The sequence below is a fragment of the Variovorax sp. F042 genome (genome assembly GCF_057814215.1).
The window spans coordinates 496,131-518,838 of sequence record NZ_JBVASX010000004.1 but is presented as its reverse complement, the minus strand read 5'-3'; the positions used below and the strand labels follow the sequence as shown (position 1 = coordinate 518,838).

15 protein-coding genes are annotated in these 22,708 nt (G+C 63.9%); 10 read left to right on the top strand and 5 right to left on the bottom strand.

Annotated features, from left to right (window positions below; all coding sequences use genetic code 11):
- The first annotated feature begins 151 nt into the window (after positions 1 to 151).
- The 5 genes from ACZYSP_RS17715 to ACZYSP_RS17695 all read left to right on the top strand — a co-directional run bounded on the left by ACZYSP_RS17715 (position 152) and on the right by ACZYSP_RS17695 (position 9,024).
- Positions 152 to 400 (top strand): hypothetical protein, encoded by a 249-nt coding sequence (locus ACZYSP_RS17715; protein ID WP_489015593.1) that lies wholly within the window; start codon positions 152 to 154, stop codon positions 398 to 400.
- Between the two features lie 286 nt (positions 401 to 686).
- Positions 687 to 1,322: a BRO-N domain-containing protein gene (locus tag ACZYSP_RS17710; RefSeq protein WP_489015591.1), complete on the top strand. Its 636-nt coding sequence runs from the start codon at positions 687 to 689 to the stop codon at positions 1,320 to 1,322.
- A 150-nt stretch (positions 1,323 to 1,472) separates the two neighbouring features.
- Complete coding sequence (locus tag ACZYSP_RS17705; RefSeq protein ID WP_489015589.1) at positions 1,473 to 3,395, top strand: hypothetical protein; 1,923 nt, start codon at positions 1,473 to 1,475, stop codon at positions 3,393 to 3,395.
- A gap of 557 nt (positions 3,396 to 3,952) precedes the next feature.
- Positions 3,953 to 8,620, top strand: a complete 4,668-nt coding sequence (locus ACZYSP_RS17700; RefSeq protein WP_489015587.1) for an RHS repeat-associated core domain-containing protein — start codon at positions 3,953 to 3,955, stop codon at positions 8,618 to 8,620.
- Positions 8,617 to 9,024 carry a hypothetical protein gene (locus tag ACZYSP_RS17695; protein ID WP_307617810.1) on the top strand — a complete coding sequence of 136 codons (408 nt, stop codon included), beginning with the start codon at positions 8,617 to 8,619 and terminating at the stop codon, positions 9,022 to 9,024. The genes ACZYSP_RS17700 and ACZYSP_RS17695 overlap by 4 nt, the downstream gene beginning before the upstream one ends.
- Before the next feature lie 322 nt (positions 9,025 to 9,346).
- On the opposite strand, the gene ACZYSP_RS17690 is transcribed toward ACZYSP_RS17695, so the two are convergent.
- Positions 9,347 to 10,405 carry a hypothetical protein gene (locus tag ACZYSP_RS17690; protein ID WP_489015585.1) on the bottom strand — a complete coding sequence of 353 codons (1,059 nt, stop codon included), beginning with the start codon at positions 10,403 to 10,405 and terminating at the stop codon, positions 9,347 to 9,349.
- Positions 10,406 to 10,573: 168 nt separating this feature from the next.
- Here ACZYSP_RS17690 and ACZYSP_RS17685 point away from each other — a divergent pair, with 168 nt between their 5' ends.
- A complete protein-coding gene (locus ACZYSP_RS17685) occupies positions 10,574 to 11,023 on the top strand; it encodes a hypothetical protein (protein ID WP_489015583.1) in 450 nt (149 codons plus the stop codon).
- A gap of 16 nt (positions 11,024 to 11,039) precedes the next feature.
- Positions 11,040 to 11,756 (top strand): hypothetical protein, encoded by a 717-nt coding sequence (locus tag ACZYSP_RS17680; protein WP_489015581.1) that lies wholly within the window; start codon positions 11,040 to 11,042, stop codon positions 11,754 to 11,756.
- 243 nt (positions 11,757 to 11,999) lie between these two features.
- On the opposite strand, the gene ACZYSP_RS17675 is transcribed toward ACZYSP_RS17680, so the two are convergent.
- On the bottom strand, positions 12,000 to 12,578 hold the full coding sequence (locus ACZYSP_RS17675; RefSeq protein ID WP_489015579.1) for a recombinase family protein: 579 nt from the start codon (positions 12,576 to 12,578) through the stop codon (positions 12,000 to 12,002).
- A 435-nt stretch (positions 12,579 to 13,013) separates the two neighbouring features.
- On the opposite strand from ACZYSP_RS17675, the gene ACZYSP_RS17670 reads away from it, so the two are divergent.
- From ACZYSP_RS17670 to ACZYSP_RS17660, 3 genes are all read left to right on the top strand, one after another.
- A complete protein-coding gene (locus ACZYSP_RS17670) occupies positions 13,014 to 13,574 on the top strand; it encodes a hypothetical protein (protein ID WP_489015577.1) in 561 nt (186 codons plus the stop codon).
- Positions 13,575 to 13,805: 231 nt separating this feature from the next.
- Positions 13,806 to 14,483: an ImmA/IrrE family metallo-endopeptidase gene (locus tag ACZYSP_RS17665; RefSeq protein WP_489015575.1), complete on the top strand. Its 678-nt coding sequence runs from the start codon at positions 13,806 to 13,808 to the stop codon at positions 14,481 to 14,483.
- 148 nt (positions 14,484 to 14,631) lie between these two features.
- Complete coding sequence (locus ACZYSP_RS17660) at positions 14,632 to 15,375, top strand: hypothetical protein (protein ID WP_489015573.1); 744 nt, start codon at positions 14,632 to 14,634, stop codon at positions 15,373 to 15,375.
- A gap of 279 nt (positions 15,376 to 15,654) precedes the next feature.
- On the opposite strand, the gene ACZYSP_RS17655 is transcribed toward ACZYSP_RS17660, so the two are convergent.
- Genes ACZYSP_RS17655 through ACZYSP_RS17645 form a run of 3 tightly spaced genes read right to left on the bottom strand, consistent with a single transcriptional unit; the run spans position 15,655 to position 22,702 of the window.
- Positions 15,655 to 16,893 (bottom strand): TIGR03862 family flavoprotein, encoded by a 1,239-nt coding sequence (locus tag ACZYSP_RS17655; RefSeq protein WP_489015571.1) that lies wholly within the window; start codon positions 16,891 to 16,893, stop codon positions 15,655 to 15,657.
- A complete protein-coding gene (locus ACZYSP_RS17650) occupies positions 16,890 to 20,150 on the bottom strand; it encodes a UvrD-helicase domain-containing protein (protein ID WP_489015569.1) in 3,261 nt (1,086 codons plus the stop codon). Before ACZYSP_RS17650 ends, ACZYSP_RS17655 begins: the two co-directional genes overlap by 4 nt.
- The gene (locus ACZYSP_RS17645; protein ID WP_489015567.1) at positions 20,147 to 22,702 is read right to left on the bottom strand and encodes a PD-(D/E)XK nuclease family protein; all 2,556 of its coding nucleotides are present in this window, start codon (positions 22,700 to 22,702) and stop codon (positions 20,147 to 20,149) included. The genes ACZYSP_RS17650 and ACZYSP_RS17645 overlap by 4 nt, the downstream gene beginning before the upstream one ends.
- Positions 22,703 to 22,708: the final 6 nt, after the last annotated feature.

Sequence of the window (22,708 nt, the reverse complement as noted above, 5' to 3'; positions counted from 1 at the left end):
GGCTGCGTCATGCCGCCGCCGGGGGAGTCGTTTGGAGTCTTGAATGGTGTCCACCTGTGAGTCTGGTGGACACCATGCTGGTCGGGCCTCCCGGCGGATTCAAGATGGGTTGGCCGGACGCTTACGCCTGACCTACGAGAAAGTCGCCCCGGTGGACGTACCCAAAGGCGAGGCCGAGGCCTTCAAGTTCCTGCAGAGCAAGGCGCCCCCGGGCGTGTTCTACGTGAAGGCCGGCATGGACCCGGCGTCCGGCGCTGCGTTCTTCGAGCCCCGCTACGGTGCCCGGATCAAGAACGACTACGACAAGCGCAAGGTGACCATCCAGAAGCGCGAGGCCAACGTCGAGAAGCGCCGCAACTCGCACGAGGTCTTCAACCCCATCGAAACCATCGGGATGTAAATGGAATTCCCCAACGTGCAACGCGTTGGGAATTGCCCTTTCCGACACTCTCTACGCGCTTCCGGGCGCGTCCAAAAGATGAATCCAATGACAACCATTATCCAGCGCCGAAAGCGCAAGCCACTAGCACCTGAGGACATCCTGATTCCAGTGTGTGTCCGGCTCACTCTGGCGCAGAAGCAAAAGCTCATGACCCTTGGCGGCGGCCCATGGCTCCGTGAGCGACTGAGGCGTACCACTGCGTCCCGTGCTCAAGCCGTGCCAATCCTCGACCACCTTCGACCACATGAACCTGACTCCCTTTAACTTCGATAGCCATCAGCTCCGCGCCGCCGTCCGCGATAGTCAACTCTGGCTGCATGCCAGCGACGTATGTGCCGCACTGGACATTGCCAACACGAGCGACGCACTGGCCGCAATTCCAGAAAGGCACAAGTCTCGCTTTAACCTAGGCTTGCCCGGAAGCGCCCCGTGGTTCGTGACAAAGCCCGGCGCGTACCGCCTGATCCTGCGTAGCCGAAAGCCCGAGGCCGAGCGCTTCCAGGACTGGTTGACCGATGAGGTCATCCCGGCCATCGAGAGCACTGGGAGCTACGGCCTACCCGAGGCGGTTCGACGCTACTTTGACGATCTTCGCGCCCGCCTCAACGAGGCTGACAAGGTGGTCGAGCACAAGACCCGGCACGACCACTTTCGCCTTGATGGTCGCTCTGCCGAGAACCGAGAAAACTCCATCGCCAAGATCGCCGCGCAGTATGGCTTAGACCCGCGCCTTGTGAGTCACGCGAACCGCACCAACTCAACCGAGGCGATGGCGGAGATTGTTGGAGACCCGAGGGCCATCGAGGACCGCCGCCGAGTCAGGGAATCGCTGGCGGCCATTGAACGCGTACGCACACCGAAGGCCCGCCGTCGGCGCTGAGGTAATCACGTACCGAGAACACTGCGCATGCCCTACGGTCAACCGAACGTGAGCACGACAAGCGCCTACGGCCAACCTTGAGAACGCCGCCATCCGCCCGGCCCCTAGAGACCTCGCGGTCAGGCGTTCTTCTTTCCATTGAGTCCTCCCATGTACAACGAGATAGCCATACATCCGCTGTCAAACCCCGACACCTGCGCACGCTTCGTGAGCGGCGCCCACTGGATGCTTCAATCGCTGATGCTGAGAAAGGGCAACAGCCTTTCCGATGATCTGATGCAAGCGCATCGCGATGCCATCCGCGCCAGCGCAGAAGTGATGCGTGGCGCTCATCCGGTCGGCCGCGTCTCTGTGAATCTGCCGTGCGGTGCGGGCAAGACGACCAGCATCACCGCCATCGTCTCCATGCTGCATCGCTTGAACCTGCTGGGCAGCGTGTCCGTCGCTGTGTGCTGTGCGAGCGTCGAAGGCTTGGCCGATGTTCATCGGAACCTAGAGGATGCCGAGGTTCCATCGAACCTCATCGGCCTCTCGCACTCACTGAAGCACGACCCCGAGAACCTGGACCCACTTGCGCAGTCGCCGGGACATGCAAGCATGCCGAACGAACCGAAGGCCGCCGAGCGTCCTGTGATCCTGATGACACAGCAGCGCCTACGGGGGAAGCACCGAGACGACTTCCTGACGTACATGGGATTCGAGCGCGACCTGGTTCTATGGGACGAGGCATGCATCGTGTCCAGCGCCGCCGTCGTGCCGTGGTACGACTTCACAGAAGCCCGGGGCGGCATCCACGAGCTGCTGCAAGACGTTGCACCGAGTGGCCCCGCCCTGCACTTCTTGGACTTCGCACTGGCACGGCTGAAGGAGGAACTCCAAGCGCAAGAGACGGGCGCGTCCCCGACGGCCGTGGTTCTGACGGGCCACGATCTAGAAGCCGTTGGCGCCGATCTGGATGCCCTCGCCGCTCACGCGCGGACGGCTCTGCGCAAGGACATCACCGGTCACGTCGAGACGCTGAAGAACTTCCTGGCGATGGCGGCGAACGACATCCGCATCCTGTTTCACGGCAAAGGAGAAGGAACGGCGCAGGCCATCATCAGCTACACGCTGGACGTGCCGCCGTACCTGAGGCGGCTCGTGGTCTTCGATGGGTCCGCCACGGTGTCTGCGCTGTCCCTGTTGGACAAGGGCATACAGCCGCTCGGAATTCCCGAGGACCTGAAGGACTACAGCCGTGTCACGACGAAGCTGGCGAAGCTCGGCAGCGGCCACAAGACGCTGAAGGACGACATGGGTCCTCGGGGTCCCAGGCGATACGCCGCCATGGCTGTGGAGGCCATACGAGCCCACATGAACGAGCACTCGCTGATCGTGTGCCACAGGCGCAAGGACGCCGCAAATGCTATCGACTTCCCCAGGGAGTTCCGGGAGGCCTTGGAGGCCGCTGGGCTGCGTCCAGACGAGCCTCTGTCCATCCGGCAACCGGACGGCTCGACCGTCACGCGCCCGCGTGTTGAGGTGATCACCTGGGGTCGGCACAAGGCTGTGAACCACTATGTGCACTGCACGAACGTCGTGCTGCTGGGTGTCCAGCATCTGGCCGAGCGAGACCTCAGGGCCATGGCGGCAGCGCAGGCCGGCGACGTGACCTACACGCTGAAGCACACGGAGATGCTGGATGCGCTGGCGAGCGTCTGTGCCGGCGACATTTTCCAAGCGCTGGCCCGAGGCAGGATGCGTCTCATCGTGAACGAGCGCGAAGCGCCTGCAATGACGGCCTGGTTGTCCATGGATGCCAGGTCCAATTTCCGCACGCATCTGGACAAGGTGACGCCCGGGATGCGTTGGGAGGACTGGCATCCGGAAGGGACGCCGGGACCCGCCAGGAAGACCCGGGCGGCGCAAGCGGCGGCTGAGAGGCTTAGGTTGTCCAAGGAGATCGCGGTGTCGTCGCGGAGACTGTGGGCAGACCTGGGGTATTCGGAGGACGTGAAGAAGGACGCAAAGCTGTTGATTCCAGCCCTCGCCCCTGGTTGGAAGGCGACCACAAGGGGCTGGGCACGGGCATGACTTAACGGGGGTCGTCGGTCTGGTGGTTCTCTTTAATAGATAGCCCCCGTTAACTGAGGCAGTGATCTACATGCCGATCCGGGCCGAGAAGCCTGGGGCCACGAACATCCGGCCCGACTGGCATGCATTCCTTGGTGATGCCTCTTTGAGATTCATCATCAAGGTCTATCTCTGCTGTACCTCAGTCGCTGCGCTCCTTCGCCCTGCTGGCGCAGACGACCTTGGGCTAGACCAAGAAGTGGAAGCGGTCTCATCACCTAGGAATGTATGGCGCCTCGCGCCGCTATGTCAGCGCCCCTTGAAGCATCGGCGCCGGTCGCCATGACCGCGCGACATGAGTTTGGCTGGTGTGGCGTCAGGCCCGCGTGTAGTCGCTCATCGACAACAGTGCTCAGATGTGTTGCGTACTTTTCCATTCAGCGCATCGCGCTTAAACCCTCGTGCCGTTGATCTGTCGTTGTTTGCATGTGGCCTTTCGGCTAACCTGAAACAACTTGTACGGAGTGCGCTGCGTGGCGGTGCGCGTCACCTGAGGGGGTGATTGACCGTTCAAAAACATGCTGAATGTCGCGGCTCACGAAGAGTGGGCCGTGGATGTTCAGACACGCAAACGAGAAAGCATGAGGGAGAGTGAGATGAGGGTATTGCAAGGATTGCAGAGATTGCTGCGTGTTGCTTTGACGCTCGGAAAGTCAGAGCCATGGCACTTCAGAGGCGGCGCTGTTCTTCGTTTGAGCGCAAGCGTAGCGATGGTCTTGCTTGGCTGCGCAAGCGCCTGGGCATATGTGCCCACTGTAGTAACGGGGTGGTCGTTGTTTGGCCAAGTCGGGGACTACCCCTCCAAGTCAACCGCTTGTACTGCGCTCGGTCCTGTTGCCGCAGATAAGCAAATGCGCAGCGTCTACAGCGATTACCCCGCAAATTGGTCGATCTTAGGCAACTACCGAGAGTCGACCAATGGTTTGAATTGCGCCTACGACGCTCAGCGTCATTCCGATGGATTGATTTGGGTCGGTGGTATTGGTTTTACTGTGGTTCGCGTGGCTTGTCCTGATAACAGCACGCTGATTGACGGGAATAGCTGCCAATGCAATTCCCCAGGGTTTGTCGAGGACGACACCCACACGTCCTGCAAACCAGTACCTCCCCCGCAGTCTCCCAACATGTGCACAGCTGATGGGGCCAACACTCCCACTCCAATTCTCCCCGCAACAGCCGAGAAGTATCGCTTCGAAACCGACTGGTCCGACTCCGGCCCTGGCGCCTTGTCCTTCACGCGGACCTACCGCAGCAATTGGGCGGGTGATCCGACCCGGGCTAGCAACCCACTCGGCCAAATCTGGTCGCACAACTTCAGCATCAAGCTGGTCGGCACGCCCACCACTGCTCCCTTGGGCGTGGCCATCACCACCGGCGAAGGCTATGTGCGCACCTTCGGCAAGCCGGCGGGCGCCACCACCTGGAGCGCCGGCAACAGCGCCGACACCCTGGTGCAACTCTCCTCCGGCACCTGGAGCTACCACCGTGCCGACGACGACACCACGTTCAGCTTCGACGGCTCGGGCAAGTTGCAGACCGAGGCGGACCGCAACGGCTGGACCACTGTCTACACCTACAACGGCGACGGCCGGTTGGCCTCCGTCACGAACAGCTTCGGCCGTACCCTGGCGTTTGCGTACAACGGCGCAGGTCAGTTGACCACCGTCACGACACCAGATGGACGTGCCATTGCCTACGCCTACGACAGCACCGGTCGCCTGTCCTCGGTCCTGTACCCCGACGGCAAGGGACGCAATTTCGTCTACGAGAACGCCTCGTTCCCTCAAGCACTGACCGGCATCTTCGACGAAGCCGGCATTCGCTGGGGCACGTTCGCATACGACAGCACGGGCCGCGCGATCAGCACGCAGCTCGCGGGCTCCGTTGACAGCTATCAAGTCAGCTATCCGTCGGCAAGTGCCGCCACGGTGGTCGATCCGTTGGGAACGAGCCGCAACTACAGCTATGGCACCACGCTGGGCAAGCTCGCCGTCACTGGAGGCTCACTGCCCTCGGCCGAAGGCAAGAGCGATGCCGCCAGCCGCGTGCAGGACGCCAACGGCCTGATCACTTCGGAGACCGACTTCAAGGGCGCGGTGACTACGACGACCTGGGACGTTGCCCGCCGCCTGCCGACCACCGTGGTCTACGCCTCAGGTACACCTGATGCCCGGACAGTGAGCACCCAATGGCATTCGACCTTCGCCTTGCCGGTATTAGTCACTGAGTCCGGTCGTATCACCGCCTACACCTACGACGCTGTCGGCAATGCTCTGACCCGGACCGTCACCGACACCCCGACCAACAAGGCCCAGCTCTGGCAGTGGACCTACAACACGTCGCAGCTCGTTGATACGGCCACGGAGCCCAACGGTGCAGTCACCAGCTACACCTACGACACCCGGGGCAACGTCCTCACCTCCACGAACGCCCTGGGCCACGTCAGCAGCTACACCTACGACACCGCCAACCGCGTCGTCAGCTCGACTGCCCCCAATGGCCTCGTCAGCACCTACACCTACGACTTGCGCGACCGTCTGCTGACCCACACGGTCGGAGGCCAGACCACCACGCTGACCTACAAGCCCTTCGGCACCGTGGAGACGGTGTCATTGCCCACAGGCCTCGTCCTGACCTACACCTACGACGCAGCCCACCGCCTGACCGGCTGGAGCAACAACCGAGGCGAGAGCGGCACCTACACCCTAGACGGCATGGGCAACCGCACCGCCGAGCAGATCAAGGACAGTGCCGGCAACGTCGCCTGGAGCGTGGCCCGTACAGTCAACAACATCAACCGCCTCTCCGCCAAGACCGACGGCCCGAACCAGTCCAACACCTTCGGCTACGACGCCAACGGAGAACTGACCAGTTCGACCAACGGCCTGAACCAGAGCACCCAGTACGGCCTGGACAACCTGCGCCGCGTCAAGAGCGTGACCGACGCGGCCAGCGCCAGCGCCACCCTGAAGTACAACGCCCTCGACGCCGTCACCGAAGCCAAGGACTTCAAGGGCGTAGCCACCGCCTACACCCGCGACGCCCAAGGCAACGCAACAACCGAGAGCAGCGCCGACACGGGTGGAGCCAGCACCCAGTACGACAACCTCGGCCTGCCCAGCCAGATCACCGATGCGTTGGGTCAAGCGACGACCATTACCCGCGATGCCCTGGGCCGCCCGACCGGCCTGGTTTTCGCAGACGGCAAGACCACCACGCTGCGCTACGACCTCACGGCCACCAGCAAGGGCTATCTGTCCGAGATCATCGACCGCAGCGGCACCACCGAGTACACCCGCGACGCCTTCGCCCGCGTCACCCTCAAGAAGCAGACCCTGGCCAACGGAAGCGTCCAGCAGGTCAGCTACGCCTACAACCCAAACGGTACGCTGGCGAGCATCGGCTACCCCAACGGCGGCGGCGTGCTCACGCACACCTACGACAGCACCGGCCGCCTGACAGGCCTGAGCCTGAACGGCAACCCGCTGGTCACCGGCATCGCCTGGAACCCGCTGGGCCAGCCCACGGCGTGGAGCTGGGCGTTCTCCAGCCCCTCCATCGCAGCCAGCCGCAGCTACGACACCGCAGGCCGGCTGACCGCCACCGAGTTCAGCAGCTACGCCTACGACGCAGCCGGGCGCATCACCAGCCTGACGCAGAACCTTTATCAGCCCGGCGACACCGACCCGACGCACAGCACCATCGCCAATGCCAACGTCACCTGGAGCGTGGGCTACAGCGCGGTGGGGCGCATCGTGAGCTTCAACGCCACGGGCAACACGGCCGGCTTCAGCTACGACGCCAACGGCAATCGCAGCAGCAGCGCCCGGGCACTCAATGGCACGAGCACCAACCGCACCTACACGGTAGGGTCGACAAGCAACCAGCTCACGGGCTTCAGCCAGACCATCAACGGCGCGAGCAGCGCCAGCGTCACCTACGGCTACAACGCCAACGGCGACCTCCTAACGGACGGCCTGCGCAGCTACACCTACGACGCCGAAGGGCGGCTTGCGGCTGCGACGACGGGCGCGACCGATGTCAGCCCGACCACGCGCTATGCGCACAACGCGCTGGGGCAGCGGGTGTTCAAGACGGAGTCGCTGTATCCGCCCAGCCAGGGCGACGAGGCCGACCCGGGCTTCATGCAGAGCCTGATCGCGTTCTTCACGAAGCTGTGGAGCCCGAGCACAACCCAGGCTGAACAACTCGGCTACGCCTACGTCTACGACGAGCAGGGCACGCTGATCGCGGAGGTGGGCAGCGGGGGTACGAACAGTGCGGGGCAGAGCCAGTACATCTACCTGCCGACGGCGAATGGGCCGATGCCGATTGCGGCGGTGATCAACGGCGCTACGTATGCGGTGCACGCAGATCACCTGAGCACACCACGCAAGCTGACGAATGCAGACGGACAAGCGGTCTGGCAGTGGGGCTACAGCGCGTTCGGGGAGGACAAGCCCACAATGGCAAAGAACCGCTTCGCCAATCTGGAGACGACGCCGAATCCGGGCACGACGAATCTCTCGGAGGTGAAGTTCAACCTGAGGTATTCGGGGCAGTATGCGGATGAGGAGTCAGGTCTCAGCTACAACTACTTCAGGAGCTATGACGCCAGGACTGGAAGGTACAGCCAGCCCGATCCGATTGGGCTGGGCGGAGGATGGAATCGGTTTGGATATGTCGCGGGTAACCCGCTGCGGTATGTGGACCCACAAGGTTTGGATACAGCCGTCATGATCGGAGGCCCCACCTCAGGCAATCCCGCCGGTCACGTTGCTATTGGCTTTACGGGACAGGGGGTGTACAGCTCCGGCACGCTCACCCCTTTTGGGTCGAGCTTGACCGACTATCTTGAGAAACAAGCCCGCTACCGCGACACCAATGTGATCATCATTCCTACGACGCCCGAACAGGAGGCAAGGATGATCGCATCGTTGAAACAGGGAGAATTTGTTCCATTGCCTGACCCATTTAAAGACCCGCTTGGAGCGGCTGGCGACACTTGCGCAACGCGGACGAATCAAGCGCTGAATGCTGGCGGCATACGTAGCAGTCAACAGCCGCCAGGTAACCCGTTACCGTACAGCACTGGACTCATCGCAGGCCCCTATGGCAAGAGCGAGTTGTCTATTAAGAAGGGGAATCCTGTCCCCGCAGTCCTCAAGGCATTCAACCCAAAATGAAACGACTGTCCCTTACTCTGCTGCTAGCTGCGGTGACAGCCACCGCATGCGGGGATCACCGCGACCTATCCCCCGTCAAACGCTCAGGTGAGCTTGCGACGAAGCGCGAATACTCCGTACTCCAAGGCGTCGAGGCGCAGGAGCGAAGTCGACTGCATGCTGGCACACCTCTGGTCCGAAAACACGCGTTGGACTCGGAATACGACGCGATTGGGCTGCCGTCCAGAGGTAGCGACTACGGCTACGTGTGGATCATCGCCAAGAGTGACACGCTGCCCGAGGTGAAGGTGTTGCCCGAAGGCGCATCGTTCGATATCACCGCAAGCCAAGTGACGGACATTGCCAGGCAGGTCGTCTTGAGCAAAGAGGTTCAGGACTATCTGAGTGCTCATACAACGAAATGATGGAATGAGTGTTGGGCTAATACGCTGACGCGGAGAGTGGACTGTTCCTGCCACTGATCGATTGAATACCGACTTTGGTCGTGGGCTCTTGGTGGCCGTTTCACCTCGCTCCGGCCGAGCATCTCCGAATAGCCGGCGTACCGAGTAGCCTCGTCAGGAACGGGTGTCGCTCGACTAGTTTCTTGCACTGCGCGAACGCGCTGGAGTCCTCGACTGCCTGCGCAACGTTGCCGATGCTGTCGATTAACTGCCGGTGACGGTCGTCCTCGCGTTCCATCTGCAACGCATAGAGCTTTGCGGTCTCAACGGCAACACGGGACGATCATTGCGTAATGGGCTCGGACGCTTCCGGGCTCGCGCTTCTTATCTCAACCTCGTGGCTTGCAAGCTCAATGTCCGCTGAACGGACGCGCAGCACCCAAACGCCTGGCTGGGTGACCTCGAATCGCAGCGAGTGCACAAACGCGGTTCGAGGGGTCAGGCAATCGGAACTGGGTACCTGCAGATCATGGACATCAGAATGCACGACATTTCCTTGAGGGTCTACGACATCGAGGTCGAGACGAACCAAGGCCTCGGGGACGACCCCCAACTCGACCACGCCAACAAGATTGATCGCGGCTTTGGAAGGCAGCGTCGATACAGTCATCCACGACCAACCACCGTTGAGGACGTTGAACAGGCCAGCCACCGTAACTGCGTCCGCTGCGAAAACGCTTGAGACTCGCAGACCGTAGTCAATGTCCTCCGAGGTGATCGCTCTCCCTGTGTAGCGAACAGCCCCGCCACCACCGCCACCAGCGCCGAATGCTCCTGGGGCTGGGGCTTTTCCATTGAGGTCGAGTTCTGCGCCCTCAGGGGCCCGTAGAGCCCCGATGATGTTGATGACGCCTCCTTGTCCACCGCCACCCCCGAAATTTCCGCCGTGGCCGCCGCTACTGAACGCTGCATTGCGGAAGTCCATGGTGATCGATGGCGAATTGTGTTTCACTGCCGAGTCCAATAACTCACGCAATAGTTCAGGCGTGAGGCTAGGTATCGGTGCTCTTGACGCCTTCGCAGCATCCTCGTGCTCGGCCTTGATTGCCTTCAACCGACCTGCGGTGTAGTGCTCGAAGTTCCCGGGTGCATCAACCAGTTTGTGGTGAGTACCGCAAAGGAGAAGGAGGTTCGCGAAACCATGACGGTCTTCCGGTGTCTGATTAGCGTCGAAGCGCGGGCCGCCTGGCCTCGCCGCGTTTATGTGGCACACGTCCGCCAAAATCTTGTTGGAAGACGGGTCGACGATAGGGGTCGAGCACTCCGGCATGTAGCAGCGATTCATAGAAACGCCGAACAGCTGCCGCAAGGTCGATGCTCGTGGTGCTGAGAGTTCGGTCACGTGTCTTTTCTTATGTGCAATGGCGGTAAGAGAATCGGCGTTGACCGATAGTGACGTATAGCGGATCGTCGCACATTCAGCCAGTGAGAGTTACTCTGACTGTGGGAAGCAATGGCCTGCTCGCAGCTCCGTGCGAACATGCGTGCCCCACCGGAGTAAGGAATACCCATGGCACTTGAGACTGCAATCAACGACCTACATAAGCTGCATTCAGCCGGGCAAGAAAAATACACCTACTTCGTCTTGGCCGCTGCGGGAGCCGCCATTGGTTTCGCGGTACAAAAGACTGAGGGCCTCCCCCTGTCGCTCTGGTTGATCCCTACGACCCTCGCTGTCCTGTGTTGGGCTCTGAGTTTCTATCTGGGCTGTCGCAACGTGGACCGCTCGCAGGCCGCCGTCATGGCGAACTACGCGCTACTCCAATTAATCCAAGGAACACACCCCGAGCAACCCCAGCATCCCACGGAAACCGAGGCCGCCAAGAGTGGAGTCCGTAAGGCAATGCGAACAAACATCGAGCAGGCGTCCACCGCCTACCGGTGGCAATTCCGCATGCTCCTGGCCGGCGCCCTGTGCTTCCTGCTGTGGCGAGTGTTAGAGATGTACCGGCTGACCTGAGAGGCGGAGAGAAGATATGGAGAAGCTGCTGGACGCGCTAAAGGCGCTGCTCCCACCCACCACGCCTGAGTATTGCTTCCTCTGGATCAACCACTGGGCGACCTGCATGAGCAGGTCCGAATGGGCCTCATGGGCGCAGGCAATTGGGGCCATCGCGGGCATTGGCGTGGCGATCTACGTGCCGATACGCATGAAGGCAAACGACCGCAAACAGACCCGCCTGGGCTACTTCGAGCTGATCGCCTTGGACGTGAAGATGGCACAGTCCCTCGCGAGGAGCTACCTCCGATACGACGTGGTGTCTCCGGCCTACCGTGTGCCTCTCCACGGAGCCGCTACCGCGCTACCCGCTCTGGTCGCCGACGGCTGCCTCAACATGACGGAGGCAAGCAACCTCGCCGCCTTCTACGTTGACGCTGAGAGCTTCAACCGCTGCCTGGACCTCACCGCTGACCTGCGCCGCGATGGGGGCAACTTCAAGGATGAAAAGAGCAGGAACGCAAAGAAGGCCCAGTTGTTTGTCAGCAAGGAGCTGCGTGATGAGTTCAAGGTGCCGAAGTCTCGCCCGTCGCGCTACGAACTCGCCATGGAGGTCCTATCACGTCACCTCCCCCCGGAAGCACTGGAACGCCTAGCCCTCTCCGCAACGGTCCAAGGCGACGAAGAAGACACCGTGCCAGAAAAAACTTCCCGAAAATCCGTGGACAGTCCTGGTGGCCCCGCCCGCGCGTAGGCGCCCCCGTGGGGGTAGCGGTCATCGGCCAGCCGAGCCGCCAAGGAGGTCCCGGCGCCCCTAACCTCACGCGCCTCCTGGCCGATGCCGAGTCCTGCCAAGACACTCGGTGCGGCCTGCGCTCCTGAGCCTCCCAATGACCTCCTGCGTTCGTCTCACAGGGTCAGTGTGAGGCGTCCGCACCGGCGCGAAAAAGCCGGCACATAGGCCAGCCTATGAGTTCTGGGAGTGCCGACTCCCTGCCTATTGCATCGCGTCCCGCGCACGCATGATCGTCTGCCGGCTGGTGCCCATGGCCCGGGCAATGGCTGCGATGGCCTCCCCTGCCGCGAGACGCTTTCCGACCTCCTGCACCTGAGCGGCTGAGAGCGCTGAGGGACGACCTAGTGCCTTTCCTTCGGCCTTGGCTCGGGCGAGGCCCGCTTGGGTCCGCTCGATCAATAGGTCCCGCTCGAATTCCGCCACCGCCGCAATGACGCCCATGGTCATCTTGCCCGCTGGACTTGTAAGGTCCACGCCCCCGAGTGCGAGGCAATGCACGCGGACCCCGAGCCCCGTGAGCGCCTCCACGGTCGCCCGAACATCCATGGCACTTCTACCCAGCCGATCCAGCTTGGTGACCACCAGCACGTCCCCGGATTCCAGTCGGTCCAGCAGCTTGCCGAAGCCTGGACGCTCCGAGGCATGCACGGAACCACTTACGGTCTCTGCGACGACACGGGACGGCTGGACGGCGAAGCCAGCCGAGGCAATCTCGCCCACTTGGTTGTCTGTGGTCTGGTCCAGCGTGGACACGCGGCAGTAAGCGAAGACTCGGGACACTGTGGGCTCCTATGTACGAAAAGGGAGTCCGAATTGTGGGGTGTGTTCAAAATCACGTCAAGCTAGTTTCTGGACAGGCCTGCGGAAGGTGTCCGAATAGATTCGTTATCGGACAGCCCATCGAAGCCCGCAAACGCCCGTGGAGTCCGCAGGAACACGCGGGGCTGCCCAGGTCTTTCCGGAGCGTCTCGGCGCCTCCTGCGCCCCTTCGCGCGGCTTGGCTGAGCATCACTGATTGCCGCGCCCGTGCACCCTTGTCAGCAACCGCGCCCCAGTGGTTCCCGGGCCGTCCCAAAGCCTCCTGCGACTCCCGGGCCCCCGAGCACCTCCATAAGCCCCGCAAAAGGGACCCGCCAAGCCGTCTCAGCGCCCCGTCGCGACACCGGTCTCCCCAAGCCTTCCGAGGCCTTCCTGGCCCTCTACGCCCTTCAGACCATGAACCATCCTGAATGCCTGCCCCAGTACCGGCACTGCGCCGGTACGTGCGGCCTCTCCCTCCTCCTGTCCGCCGAGAACTTCCCGACGCGCAAGGGGGAGCCGAACCGCTATCCATGGCAACCCTCCTACTACCGCCCGCGTTGTCGCCAGTGTCACCGGGAATACCTCGCCGACCTCCGCGCCAGAACCAAGGAGAACCGGTACGCCAAGGAGACCGAGCGACAGCGCAGGAACCGCGCTGCCGTCAAGGGTTCGCTCGGAATGACGTGGCAGGCTATCAAGACCCTACGCGCCAACGACCGCGCAAAGACGACCGCAGGCCTCCAGCGAGCCGCACGAATCGCCGAGACTCGCAGAACACTGCGCGATGGACGCCCCTACGACCCCGCGACAGATCCGTTCAAACGAATGATCCGCGACCGGCAGGGCTACTACCTGTCCAAGCGGCTCCGCCGTGGGCCGGTGAGCACAGAGCTTCCCGAGATGCGCCAGCCTTCTCCGGCGGCGCCGGATTTCCTACGACTGCTGACGGAAATCCGGCGCCGCCATCGTCAGTAACCTCGCAGACAAACGCAAGACGCCGATTGCGTGCGTCGTCCGCTAATGCAGGTGGGCCTGCTGGCCCTCAGGCGTTGCTTCGCCACTCTCTTTCCATGAAGACGCTTCTCATTTCCCAAATACCAGAAAGCGAAGCCAAAAGCCCAAAACACTACATCTAGTGGCTTGTATGCCTTTTGCACACTAGGTATAGTGTGCACCTCAATCCGACTGCCTCCAAGGTGGCCCCCGATGGACTATTTGCAAATCGAGAAGAAAGCACGATTGCTCCAGTTCGACATTTGGAGCGAGCGACAAATCTTGTTCCCGAGTGGGGCGCCACTTCTGCGGATGTTCTCGCCCGACGTTGCGGCGCGAGTACTCGGCGTAGAGTACGAGTCACGCGCATCCATAGCTGCAGCGGACTCACGATTCCGGGCGGCAGGACAACTTGATCGTGGACGAGGGATCATCTCCGTCAGTAGCGAATTTCCATTTGAGGTCCAGCGGTTCACAGGTGCGCATGAGATCGGCCATTTGCTGCTGCATCCGGAAATAGGCGATGGGGTGGCGCACCGAGACCTCCCGATTGTCTCGGGACCTAACGGACGGACGCGTCCGGTGTGGGAACAAGAGGCCGACTACTTCGCCGCCTGCTTCCTTGCGCCGCGCAAGCTTTTTTTGGAAGCGTTCGAGTGCCGATTCGGACCTGCCCCCTTGTACCTTGACGACAACGTCGCGTTCTACTTGGCTGGACGACAGGGAAGACTGCTTGCGACGGAGCCACCCGGCTCTATGCAGTTCGGTATTGCGGTTGCAAAGGCGGAGTGGCTGGGCGGTCCTCGCTTCAAGTCGCTCGCTGCGACGTTTGGAATGTCGCCTGCTGCAGTAGCAATTCGGCTCCGCGAGCTTGGACTACTCGCGGCCTGACCAGCATACGGCCCGCAAAGGGAAATCAGTCGCTTGATTCTTTATGCGGTGCCCTCAAACGCAGGTTGAAATGCGCGAGACGCGGGCCTTGAGGGCCACAGCTGTTTTTTGCCGGTAAAGTTCGGCCGGACCAACCGCTCGCACACCGATGCCACAACACATTAATTCCGCTTCGCGCCTCAAAGCCATCCTGCTTGAAGCCAAGCATTCGAACGCTCCCCACTGCTTTCAAGCCTGGGCGCATGCACTGGGTGTGCCCACGGAGCAGAATTATCTGACTGCGATCGCAGTGATGCAGCGGCTCATCTGGCTTGACGGCGAGGTCACTGCAGTGCGCGAAGGCATGCAGCGTGCCGCCTTCAGCGAACAACTCTACGAGCCCGCATTGGCCCAAGTTCAAAACGCAATCCAGCCACTCGGTTTGGGCTCAGCGTGGCCTCCGCTCGCCAAAGCCCACCTGACTTCTGAGGTACTTACCTCCCTTGGGTTCTGTGCGGAAATCCTGCCGGACGAAGAGGCGGCAATCTCTGAAGATGACTTGGTGGCAATACGCACCACCATGGCCGAGCTTGAAGTGCTTGTGCAAACCACAGCCATCTCTCCCCGACTACGAGCAATCATTCAGCATCACGTCGATCTAATTCACGAGGCGCTCGACAAGTATCCGGTTATGGGGGTGATAGCGCTTCGCGATGCCGCCTGGACTGCAGCCGGTGAACTCCTGCACGCCAAGAACGACCCGGATGTTGGCGGCGACGACTTCTCTGATCGACCAGAGGTGGCAAAGCTCGATAGCCTCTGGTCGAAGGTTAACACTGTGGTCGATGGCGCCAGTAAAGTGCAAAGCCTGTTTGAACTGGGCAAGACCGTTGTTGAATTAATAGGCAAATGACTGATTGATGTAGATGGGCTGATCAGAGCGACTGACCACCCGTCCAGATCACTTCATACGCCTAAACCTTCATCGCCGCCGGCTCAAGATCTGCCCCCTCGATAGACGTGTGTACTTCGTGTGATCTTTTGACGAGCGCATAATCGCGATTCCCCTCTGGGGCGCCTCGCGAAAACGTAAGGCTCGTCAACCTCTTCAGCGGCTTCGTTTCATTCCGTGCGAAATGAAACGAGGCTTGCAAAAACTCTCAGCGACAGAAATTCCAACGGCGCGAGGCCTTCACAGGCCCAGCCGCTGGATCGCGCCGCGTGCTGCCGCAGCGCCACTGGCCATCGACGCCGTCAGCAAGTAGCCACCAGTCGGCGCTTCCCAATCGAGCATCTCCCCTGCCGCGAACACGCCGGGCAGTGCGTTCGCCATCAACTGCGCATCCAGCGCGTCGAAGCGCACGCCGCCTGCCGTGCTGATCGCCTCGTCGACCGGCCGCGTCGCGACGAGCTTCAAAGGCACTGCCTTGATCGTCGGCGCCAATTGCGCCGCATCCTGCATCGCTTCGCGGCTCAATGCCTCGTGCAGCACGCCGGCCTTGATGCCTTCTAGCCCGAGCCGGCTCTTGAGGTGGCTGCTGAGCGAGCGAGCGCCGCGCGGATGCGTGACCGCGGCCAGGACCTGCTCGGCGCTGCGGTCGGGCAGCAGGTCCAGCAGCAGCGTCGCGCTCCCTTTCGTGGCAATTTCATCGCGAAGTAACGCAGACGCCGCGTAGATCAAGCTGCCTTCGATCCCCGTGGCCGTGGCAACGAACTCGCCCTTGCGCGCAAAGTGCCGCCCCTGGCTGTCGGTAAAAGAAATCGCGACCGATTTGAAGGGCTGCCCCGCAAAACGGCTGGAGAAATGCTCGCTCCAGCCCGCACCGTCGAAGCCGGAGTTGGCTGGCAGCAGCGGCGCCACCTCCACGCCCTGCGCCTGCAGCCATGGCGCCCACGCGCCGTCGGAGCCGAGGCGCGCCCAGCTTGCGCCGCCCAGCGCCAGCACCACGGCGTCGGCCTTCGCCGTGACCTCGCCGACCGGAGTGACGAATCGCAACGCCGCCGCATCGAACGGCCCATCGCCCACCCAGCGATGCCGCATATGAAACTGCACACCCGCCGCACGCAGCCGATGCAGCCACGCACGCAGCAACGGCGCGGCCTTCATGTCGGTCGGAAACACACGCCCCGACGTGCCGACAAAGGTTTCGATTCCAAGGCCGGTCGCCCATTCGCGCACCTGCTGCGGCCCGAACTGCGCAAGCATCGGCTCCAGCTGCGCGCGGCGCTCGCCGAAGCGGCTCATGAACACATCGGAGGGCTCCGAATGCGTGAGATTCAGCCCGCCGCGGCCGGCCAGCAAAAACTTGCGGCCCACCGAAGGCATCGCGTCATAGACGTGCACTTGCGCACCGGAGGCGCTCAAGACTTCAGCCGCCATCAGGCCGGCAGGTCCGCCGCCGATGACGGCGACGGTAGGGGAAACAGTCATTCGAGATTTACCAGTTCGCCCTGCCCGGTGAGGAACGCGACGCGCACCGTGGCACCGGGATAGGCATGTTGCACTGCCGCGCGGTAGCGCTGCATCTGTGCGATCAGCGCGGCGTCCCGTTCGGGGCGCGCCGCGGATTTGTAGTCGAGGATCCACCAGGCGCCGCCGTCGCGCTCGCGCACCAGACGGTCGATGCGCAAGGTTTCGCCTTCATGCACCAGCGTGACTTCGTTGCCATGCCAGTCGACCCTGCGATCGTCCCACACCCACGCCCCTTCGCCCGCGCGGATGCGCTGGGCCAGCGCGGCGGCACCGCGTGCCTGCTGGGCGTCGAGCATGAATTCGCGGGCTGCGGCACGCACGTGGGCCGCTGGCAACGGCTCGCCCGGCACCGCCCATTCGAGCAGCCGGTGCATGGCCTGGCCGAAAGCGGCGGCTCGTACATCGATCGTGGTGTTGGCAGCCTTCTTTGCAGACGGTTGTTCGGTGGGTGCAGGCGCTACCGGCATGTGCTTCATCGAGAAGCTGGCCGCGCCGGTCTCGGTCGGCAGCGCGACCAGCGGCTCGTCGGCCTCGGTGGGCTCGCACAGGGGCTCCAGCCGCGTCCACCAGCTGCCTTCGTTGGCACGCGCCGGACGCACCGACGACAGCACCAGCCGCTCGCGCGCCCGCGTGGTGGCCACATAAAGGCCATTGAGTTCTTCGCGGTGGCGCGCGCGTTGCTCTTCTTCGAGCAGCGTTGCGGCGCAGGCCGGCGGCGTCTTCTCGCTTGCGAGGAACACGAAGCGCGTCGGTGCGCTGTCGCTGCCCTTCCATTCGACGAGCACGCCCATGGTCTGGGCGCGCGGTGGCGGCGCGTCGCAATCGAGCATGAGCACGGTGTCGGCTTCCAGCCCCTTCGCGCCGTGCACGGTCAGCAATTGCACCGCATCGGGCGCTGCTACTGTCGGGGCGCGAACGCCGCCCGCACGCAGCGCGCGCACCAGTGCATACGGCGTGGCGAAACGCGCGCCATCGATGTCGAGCGACGCGGACAACACGCCGCGCAGATTGGCCAGCGCGCTCTGGCGCATCGCGGCCGGAACCGCGGCGCCGAATTTCGCGAGCAGGTCGCCGTCGTGAAAGATCGCGTCGAGCGCGTCGTGGGGCGGCAGAGTCATCAGCCAGCGCTGCCATTTCTTGAGCTTCGGGCCCACTTCGATCAACGCTGGCGGCAGGCTCTCGTCCTTCTGGATCAACGCGAACCAGCTCACCGCGCCGCGCTCGCGCTGGCGCAGCGCGAGCTGGACCAGCGCCTCGTCGTCGATGCCGAACACCGGCGACTTCAGCGCCCGCGCCAGCGAAAGATCGTGCGCGGGCGACACCAGCGCGTCGATCAGCGCGACCACGTCCTGCACTTCGGGCGCGTCGTGCAGGTCGTTTTTCTCGGGCTGCTGCACGGGGATGTGGCGCTGGCGCAGCGCGTCCTGCATGGCCGAGAGCCGGCTGCGCCTGCGCGCCAGAACCATGATCTGCCGCGGCGGCGTGCCGTCGGCGATGCGCTGCGCCACCCATTGCGCGGCCTGTTCGCATTCTTTCTGCAGCAATTGCTCTTCGGGCAGCACGCGCGGCGTGACGAGGCTGTCGCGCCAGTGGAGCATGCCGTCGTCGGCCGGCGCTGCTTCGGCCGTATCGCCGAGCGCATCACGGTCGATGGCCGGCAGCTTGAGCAGTTCGCCTTCGTCGCCGCGCTCGGTAGTGTGGGCGCGGTAGCCGTCGAACTCGCCGGCCTCCTGCGCGGCCAGCATCGCTGCGTTGACCAGCCCGACCACGGCTCGCGCATTGCGGTGGGTGTGGTCACAGTTCAGCAGCTCGCCGTCGAGCCCTTCGCGCACGAACTTCTTGGCGGCGATAAACACCTGCGGCTCGGCCCGACGGAAGCGGTAGATGCTCTGCTTCGGGTCGCCCACGATGAACACGCGCGGCGCGCGGCCCTGAGCGCCCGTGTACGCGCTGAGCCAGCCGTAGAGCGCCTGCCATTGCAGCGGGTTGGTGTCCTGGAACTCGTCGATCAGCAGGTGCGCGATGCGCGCATCGAGCCGCTCCTGCACCCAGCCCGACAGGGCCGACTGGCCGAGCAGAAGCTGCGCAGCCTGCTCGACGTCGTTCATGTCGACCCAGCCGTGGGCACGCTTCACATCGGCAAAGGCCGCGATCAGGATGCGTGTGAGCCGTGTCATGCGCTGCTGGTAGAGCCATGCGGCGTGTTGGGCCTGTGCGCCGCAAAGCACCTGCAGCTCGACCTCGGCCTCTTGCGCGGCAGGGAATTTCTGCAGATTCTTGTTGAGGCGGTCCTCGGTCGCCACGAAGAAGTTCTTGCGCAGGTGCGCGAGCGCGGCAGCCAGCGAATCGCCGGAGGGTTCGCCCGTGCCGAACACGTCGATGATGGCTTCGGCCGCCTTCTGCGGCGTCTTGTTGCTCTCGCGGCCGAGCGCAGCGGCGCGGTCGAGCCAACGCTGGCGAACCTGCTCGCCCCGCAAGGCCTCGGTCGGGTCAGCCAGGCCCTCGAGCGATGGATAGAACACGCTGAAATGCAGCACGGCGTTCTCTGCATCGGCCAGAGAGAATTCGACACGCTTCGACAGCGCCTCGCTCAAGGCCTTGGCCGTCTGCGAGCGGCCGTGCGTGGCGACGACGGCGTAGTAGTCGGCCAGCGCGTTCTTGTCGGCGGTCACGGCCTCGAAGAATGGCCGCCATGTGTGCCCGCGCGCCTCGGCGTCGTCTTCGAGCAGTTCGTAGTTCGAGGGCAGGCCCAGCTCGCGCAGCACCGCGAGCGGCGCGTTGCGCAGCAGACCCGCGAACCAGGCGTGGAAGGTGCGGAACTGCACCGGCCGGCCGCCTTCGAGCAAGCGTCGGTAGAGGCCTTTCAGGCGCGGCACGGCAGCCAGCGCGGCTGCAGGCTCGACGCCGCGCATCACGAGCTGGCTGACCAGCTCTTCCGGTGTTCGTTCGGCGAAGTCTTCGAGCCACTGGTCGAGCCGCTCGCGCATTTCACCGGCCGCCTTCTTCGTGAAGGTGATGGCCAGGATCTCGTGCGGCTCGCAGGCGGATTCGCCCTCTTCGAGCAGCGCACGCAGGATGCGCGACACCAGCATCCAGGTCTTGCCTGCGCCGGCGCAGGCCTCGACGGCAACCGAGCGGCGCGGGTCGCATGCGACGGTGTAGAAGGCCTCGCGCGTGACGTGCTGGCCGTTGTGCTCGTAGGCTGCGCCGTTCATTTCGACGCCTCCCAGAAGTCCTTGCGGCAGAGGCCGCGGGCCGCGCAGTAGTCGCAGACAGCGCCCTCCCCCAGTGGCGGTAGCGCCGCACCCTGCGCGATGCGCGTGAAGTCATGGATGATGCCGGCCACCAGTGCGTCCCTGGCTTCCACGACGGCAGGCTGCTCGACGGTCTGCGTGCCGGAGGATTTCTCGCCCACGTTGACGTAGGCCGCGCGCAAGGTGTCGTCGGCCACCAGCGCGGCGTAGAAGGCCAGCTGCGTGTCTTCGGTCGGGTCTTTCACGCGCTCCTTGCTGACGGCTGCCGACTCGGTCTTGTAGTCGATCACGAAGGCTTGGCCGTCGGGCATGCGGTCGATGCGGTCGAGCCGGCCGATCAGCCGCAGGTTGCCCAGCGGCTGCTCTTTCCACGGCTCGGCTTCGGCGAAGACGGCTCCGGCCGCCTCGTGCCCGGTGAGCCAGCCGAGATAGCCGTCGCGCACTGCGGGCCATGCCGCAGCGAAAGGCAGGAACTCGGCCTCGGAGAGGCTGAGCTCGTGCATCGACCGCCGGGCCGCCTCTTCGATGAGGGCGGTGCGTTCCTGCGCATCCTGCGTCGGGGTTGCGGCCAGCGCCTCGTGGAAGTGGCCGAGCACGGCATGCAACCAGTTGCCGAAGTCGCGCTTGTCGATCTCGGCGTCGAGTTCGTCTGCGCTGCGCAGGCCCAGTTGCCGCAGCGCGAAAAAACGGTAGGGGCAGCGCCGCAGGTCTTCGTACACGCTGGTGGAGATGTTCTCCAGCGGCAGGAGCGCGCCCGAGGGGGTCGGATACTTTGTTGGCTGCACTGCCACCTCGCGCGGCGTGCGCGGGTCGGCCGATGGCTGCAGCGCGTGGTCGAGCTGCAGCGCCTGTACGAGTGGGCTGGGCCGCACCGGCTCGCCGCTGGCATCAGATTGGCGCCAGATCAACTCGCACGACGGGTTGTGCAAGGCCGCAGCCCAGGCCGCACGCTGTGCAGCTTCGAGCGTTTCGCGCGACGGCAGGCCCAGTTCGAGGCGCTGCGCCGCGCTCCAGTTGCCGGGCGGCTCGGGCGATGCGGGTAGGCGGCGGTCGTCGCAACCGGGAATGACCACCGCGCCGAACGCGCGGCCCAGCAGTTGGTATAGCGGCAGCACCACGACCTTCGGCGCCTGGTCGCCAGCGGGGGGCACGAAGCTCGCGTCTTCCAGCACGTCGCGGACCCAGGCGGTGAATTCGGCCAGCGTGTGACGGCCACCGGGGAATTCGTCGTCGTCGCCGTGCGCGCCGGCATCGAGCCACAGGGCGCCGATCACTTTGCCGCCGGCGAGGTCTTCGTCGAGCAACGCCCATTGGCCGCTGGCCTCCAGCAGTTCGCGCAGCGCGTGCAGCCATTCGGCCAAGGGGCGCGAGCGGGTCATGGGCGCTCGGCGCTCTTCGATGGCCTCGGTGAAGGACAGCAGCGTGGCGTCTTGTGGTTTCTCGCTGCGTGCCATGAATGCACACCACGCCGACCAGTCGCGCTGGCCTTCACGGCGCAGACGTGCTTCGAGCAGCTGTACGGTCGGTGCGTCACCGTCGACGCCGCTCTTGAGCCATTCGAGCACCTGGTCGCTGGCGGCGTCGTGGGCGCAGGCGCGCAGCGCGCTCATCAGCGTGGCGGCGGCGCGCGTGGTCGAGAGCTTCCAGCCGGTTTCGTCGTGCGTGACGACGCCTTGCGCGCTCAACTGGGCGCTGATGCGGCGCGTGAGGGCACGGTCGGTCGCGACCAGGGCGACCGGTGCGCGGTCTTCGGCGAGGTGGCGCAGCACGCAGGCGGCGGCGAGTTCTGCCTCGTCTTCGGGGTCGAGGGCGACGTGCGAGGCACAGGGTTGCGCCAGCACACCGGAGGGCACGAGCGAGAGATGAAGGGCATGGTCGCCCCACAGCTTGCAGAGAGATTGCGTGAGCGGATCGGTCTGGAAGCCCTCGAGCACGATCAGCGCATCGACCTGCGCGCGGGTGCTGTCGCGCCGGAGCACGTCGGTTGCGTAGCCCGAGGTCGAGGTCCACGCGACGGCGATGCGGATCAGCGCGCTTTCTATGCGGAACCACTCCGATTCGCTGCCCGCCTCGGCCACGCTCGCCGCGTGCTGCGCCCATTCGCCGCCCCGCTCCTCGGGCGTCACGGCAGCGGCGAGGGGCGCCAGTTGATACGCCAGTTCGACGACGCGGCCGGCCAAGGCGAAGCGCTCGGCGTTGAAACCGGCCTGCGACAGCAGCGCCTGGGCCGTGACAAGGTCGCGCGCCATGTCATGCGCGATGTCGTAGCCGGTCGGCACGAAACCGCCCGCGCTGCGGGCCCAGTTGTGGGTGGTTTCGAAGCGCGGCACGAAGCCGGGGCTGCCACATCGCGCCCACATGGCGCGCGCCACGCCCATCAGCTGCGCATAGGGCACCAGCACCACGGTACGGGCGGCATGCAGCTGGCGCTCGGCGAGCGCGCGGACGATCCGCGCGACGACGCCGTCGGCGGGATCGCACCACAGGGCCTGGACGGGGTGGCCTTCGTTCATGTTCTA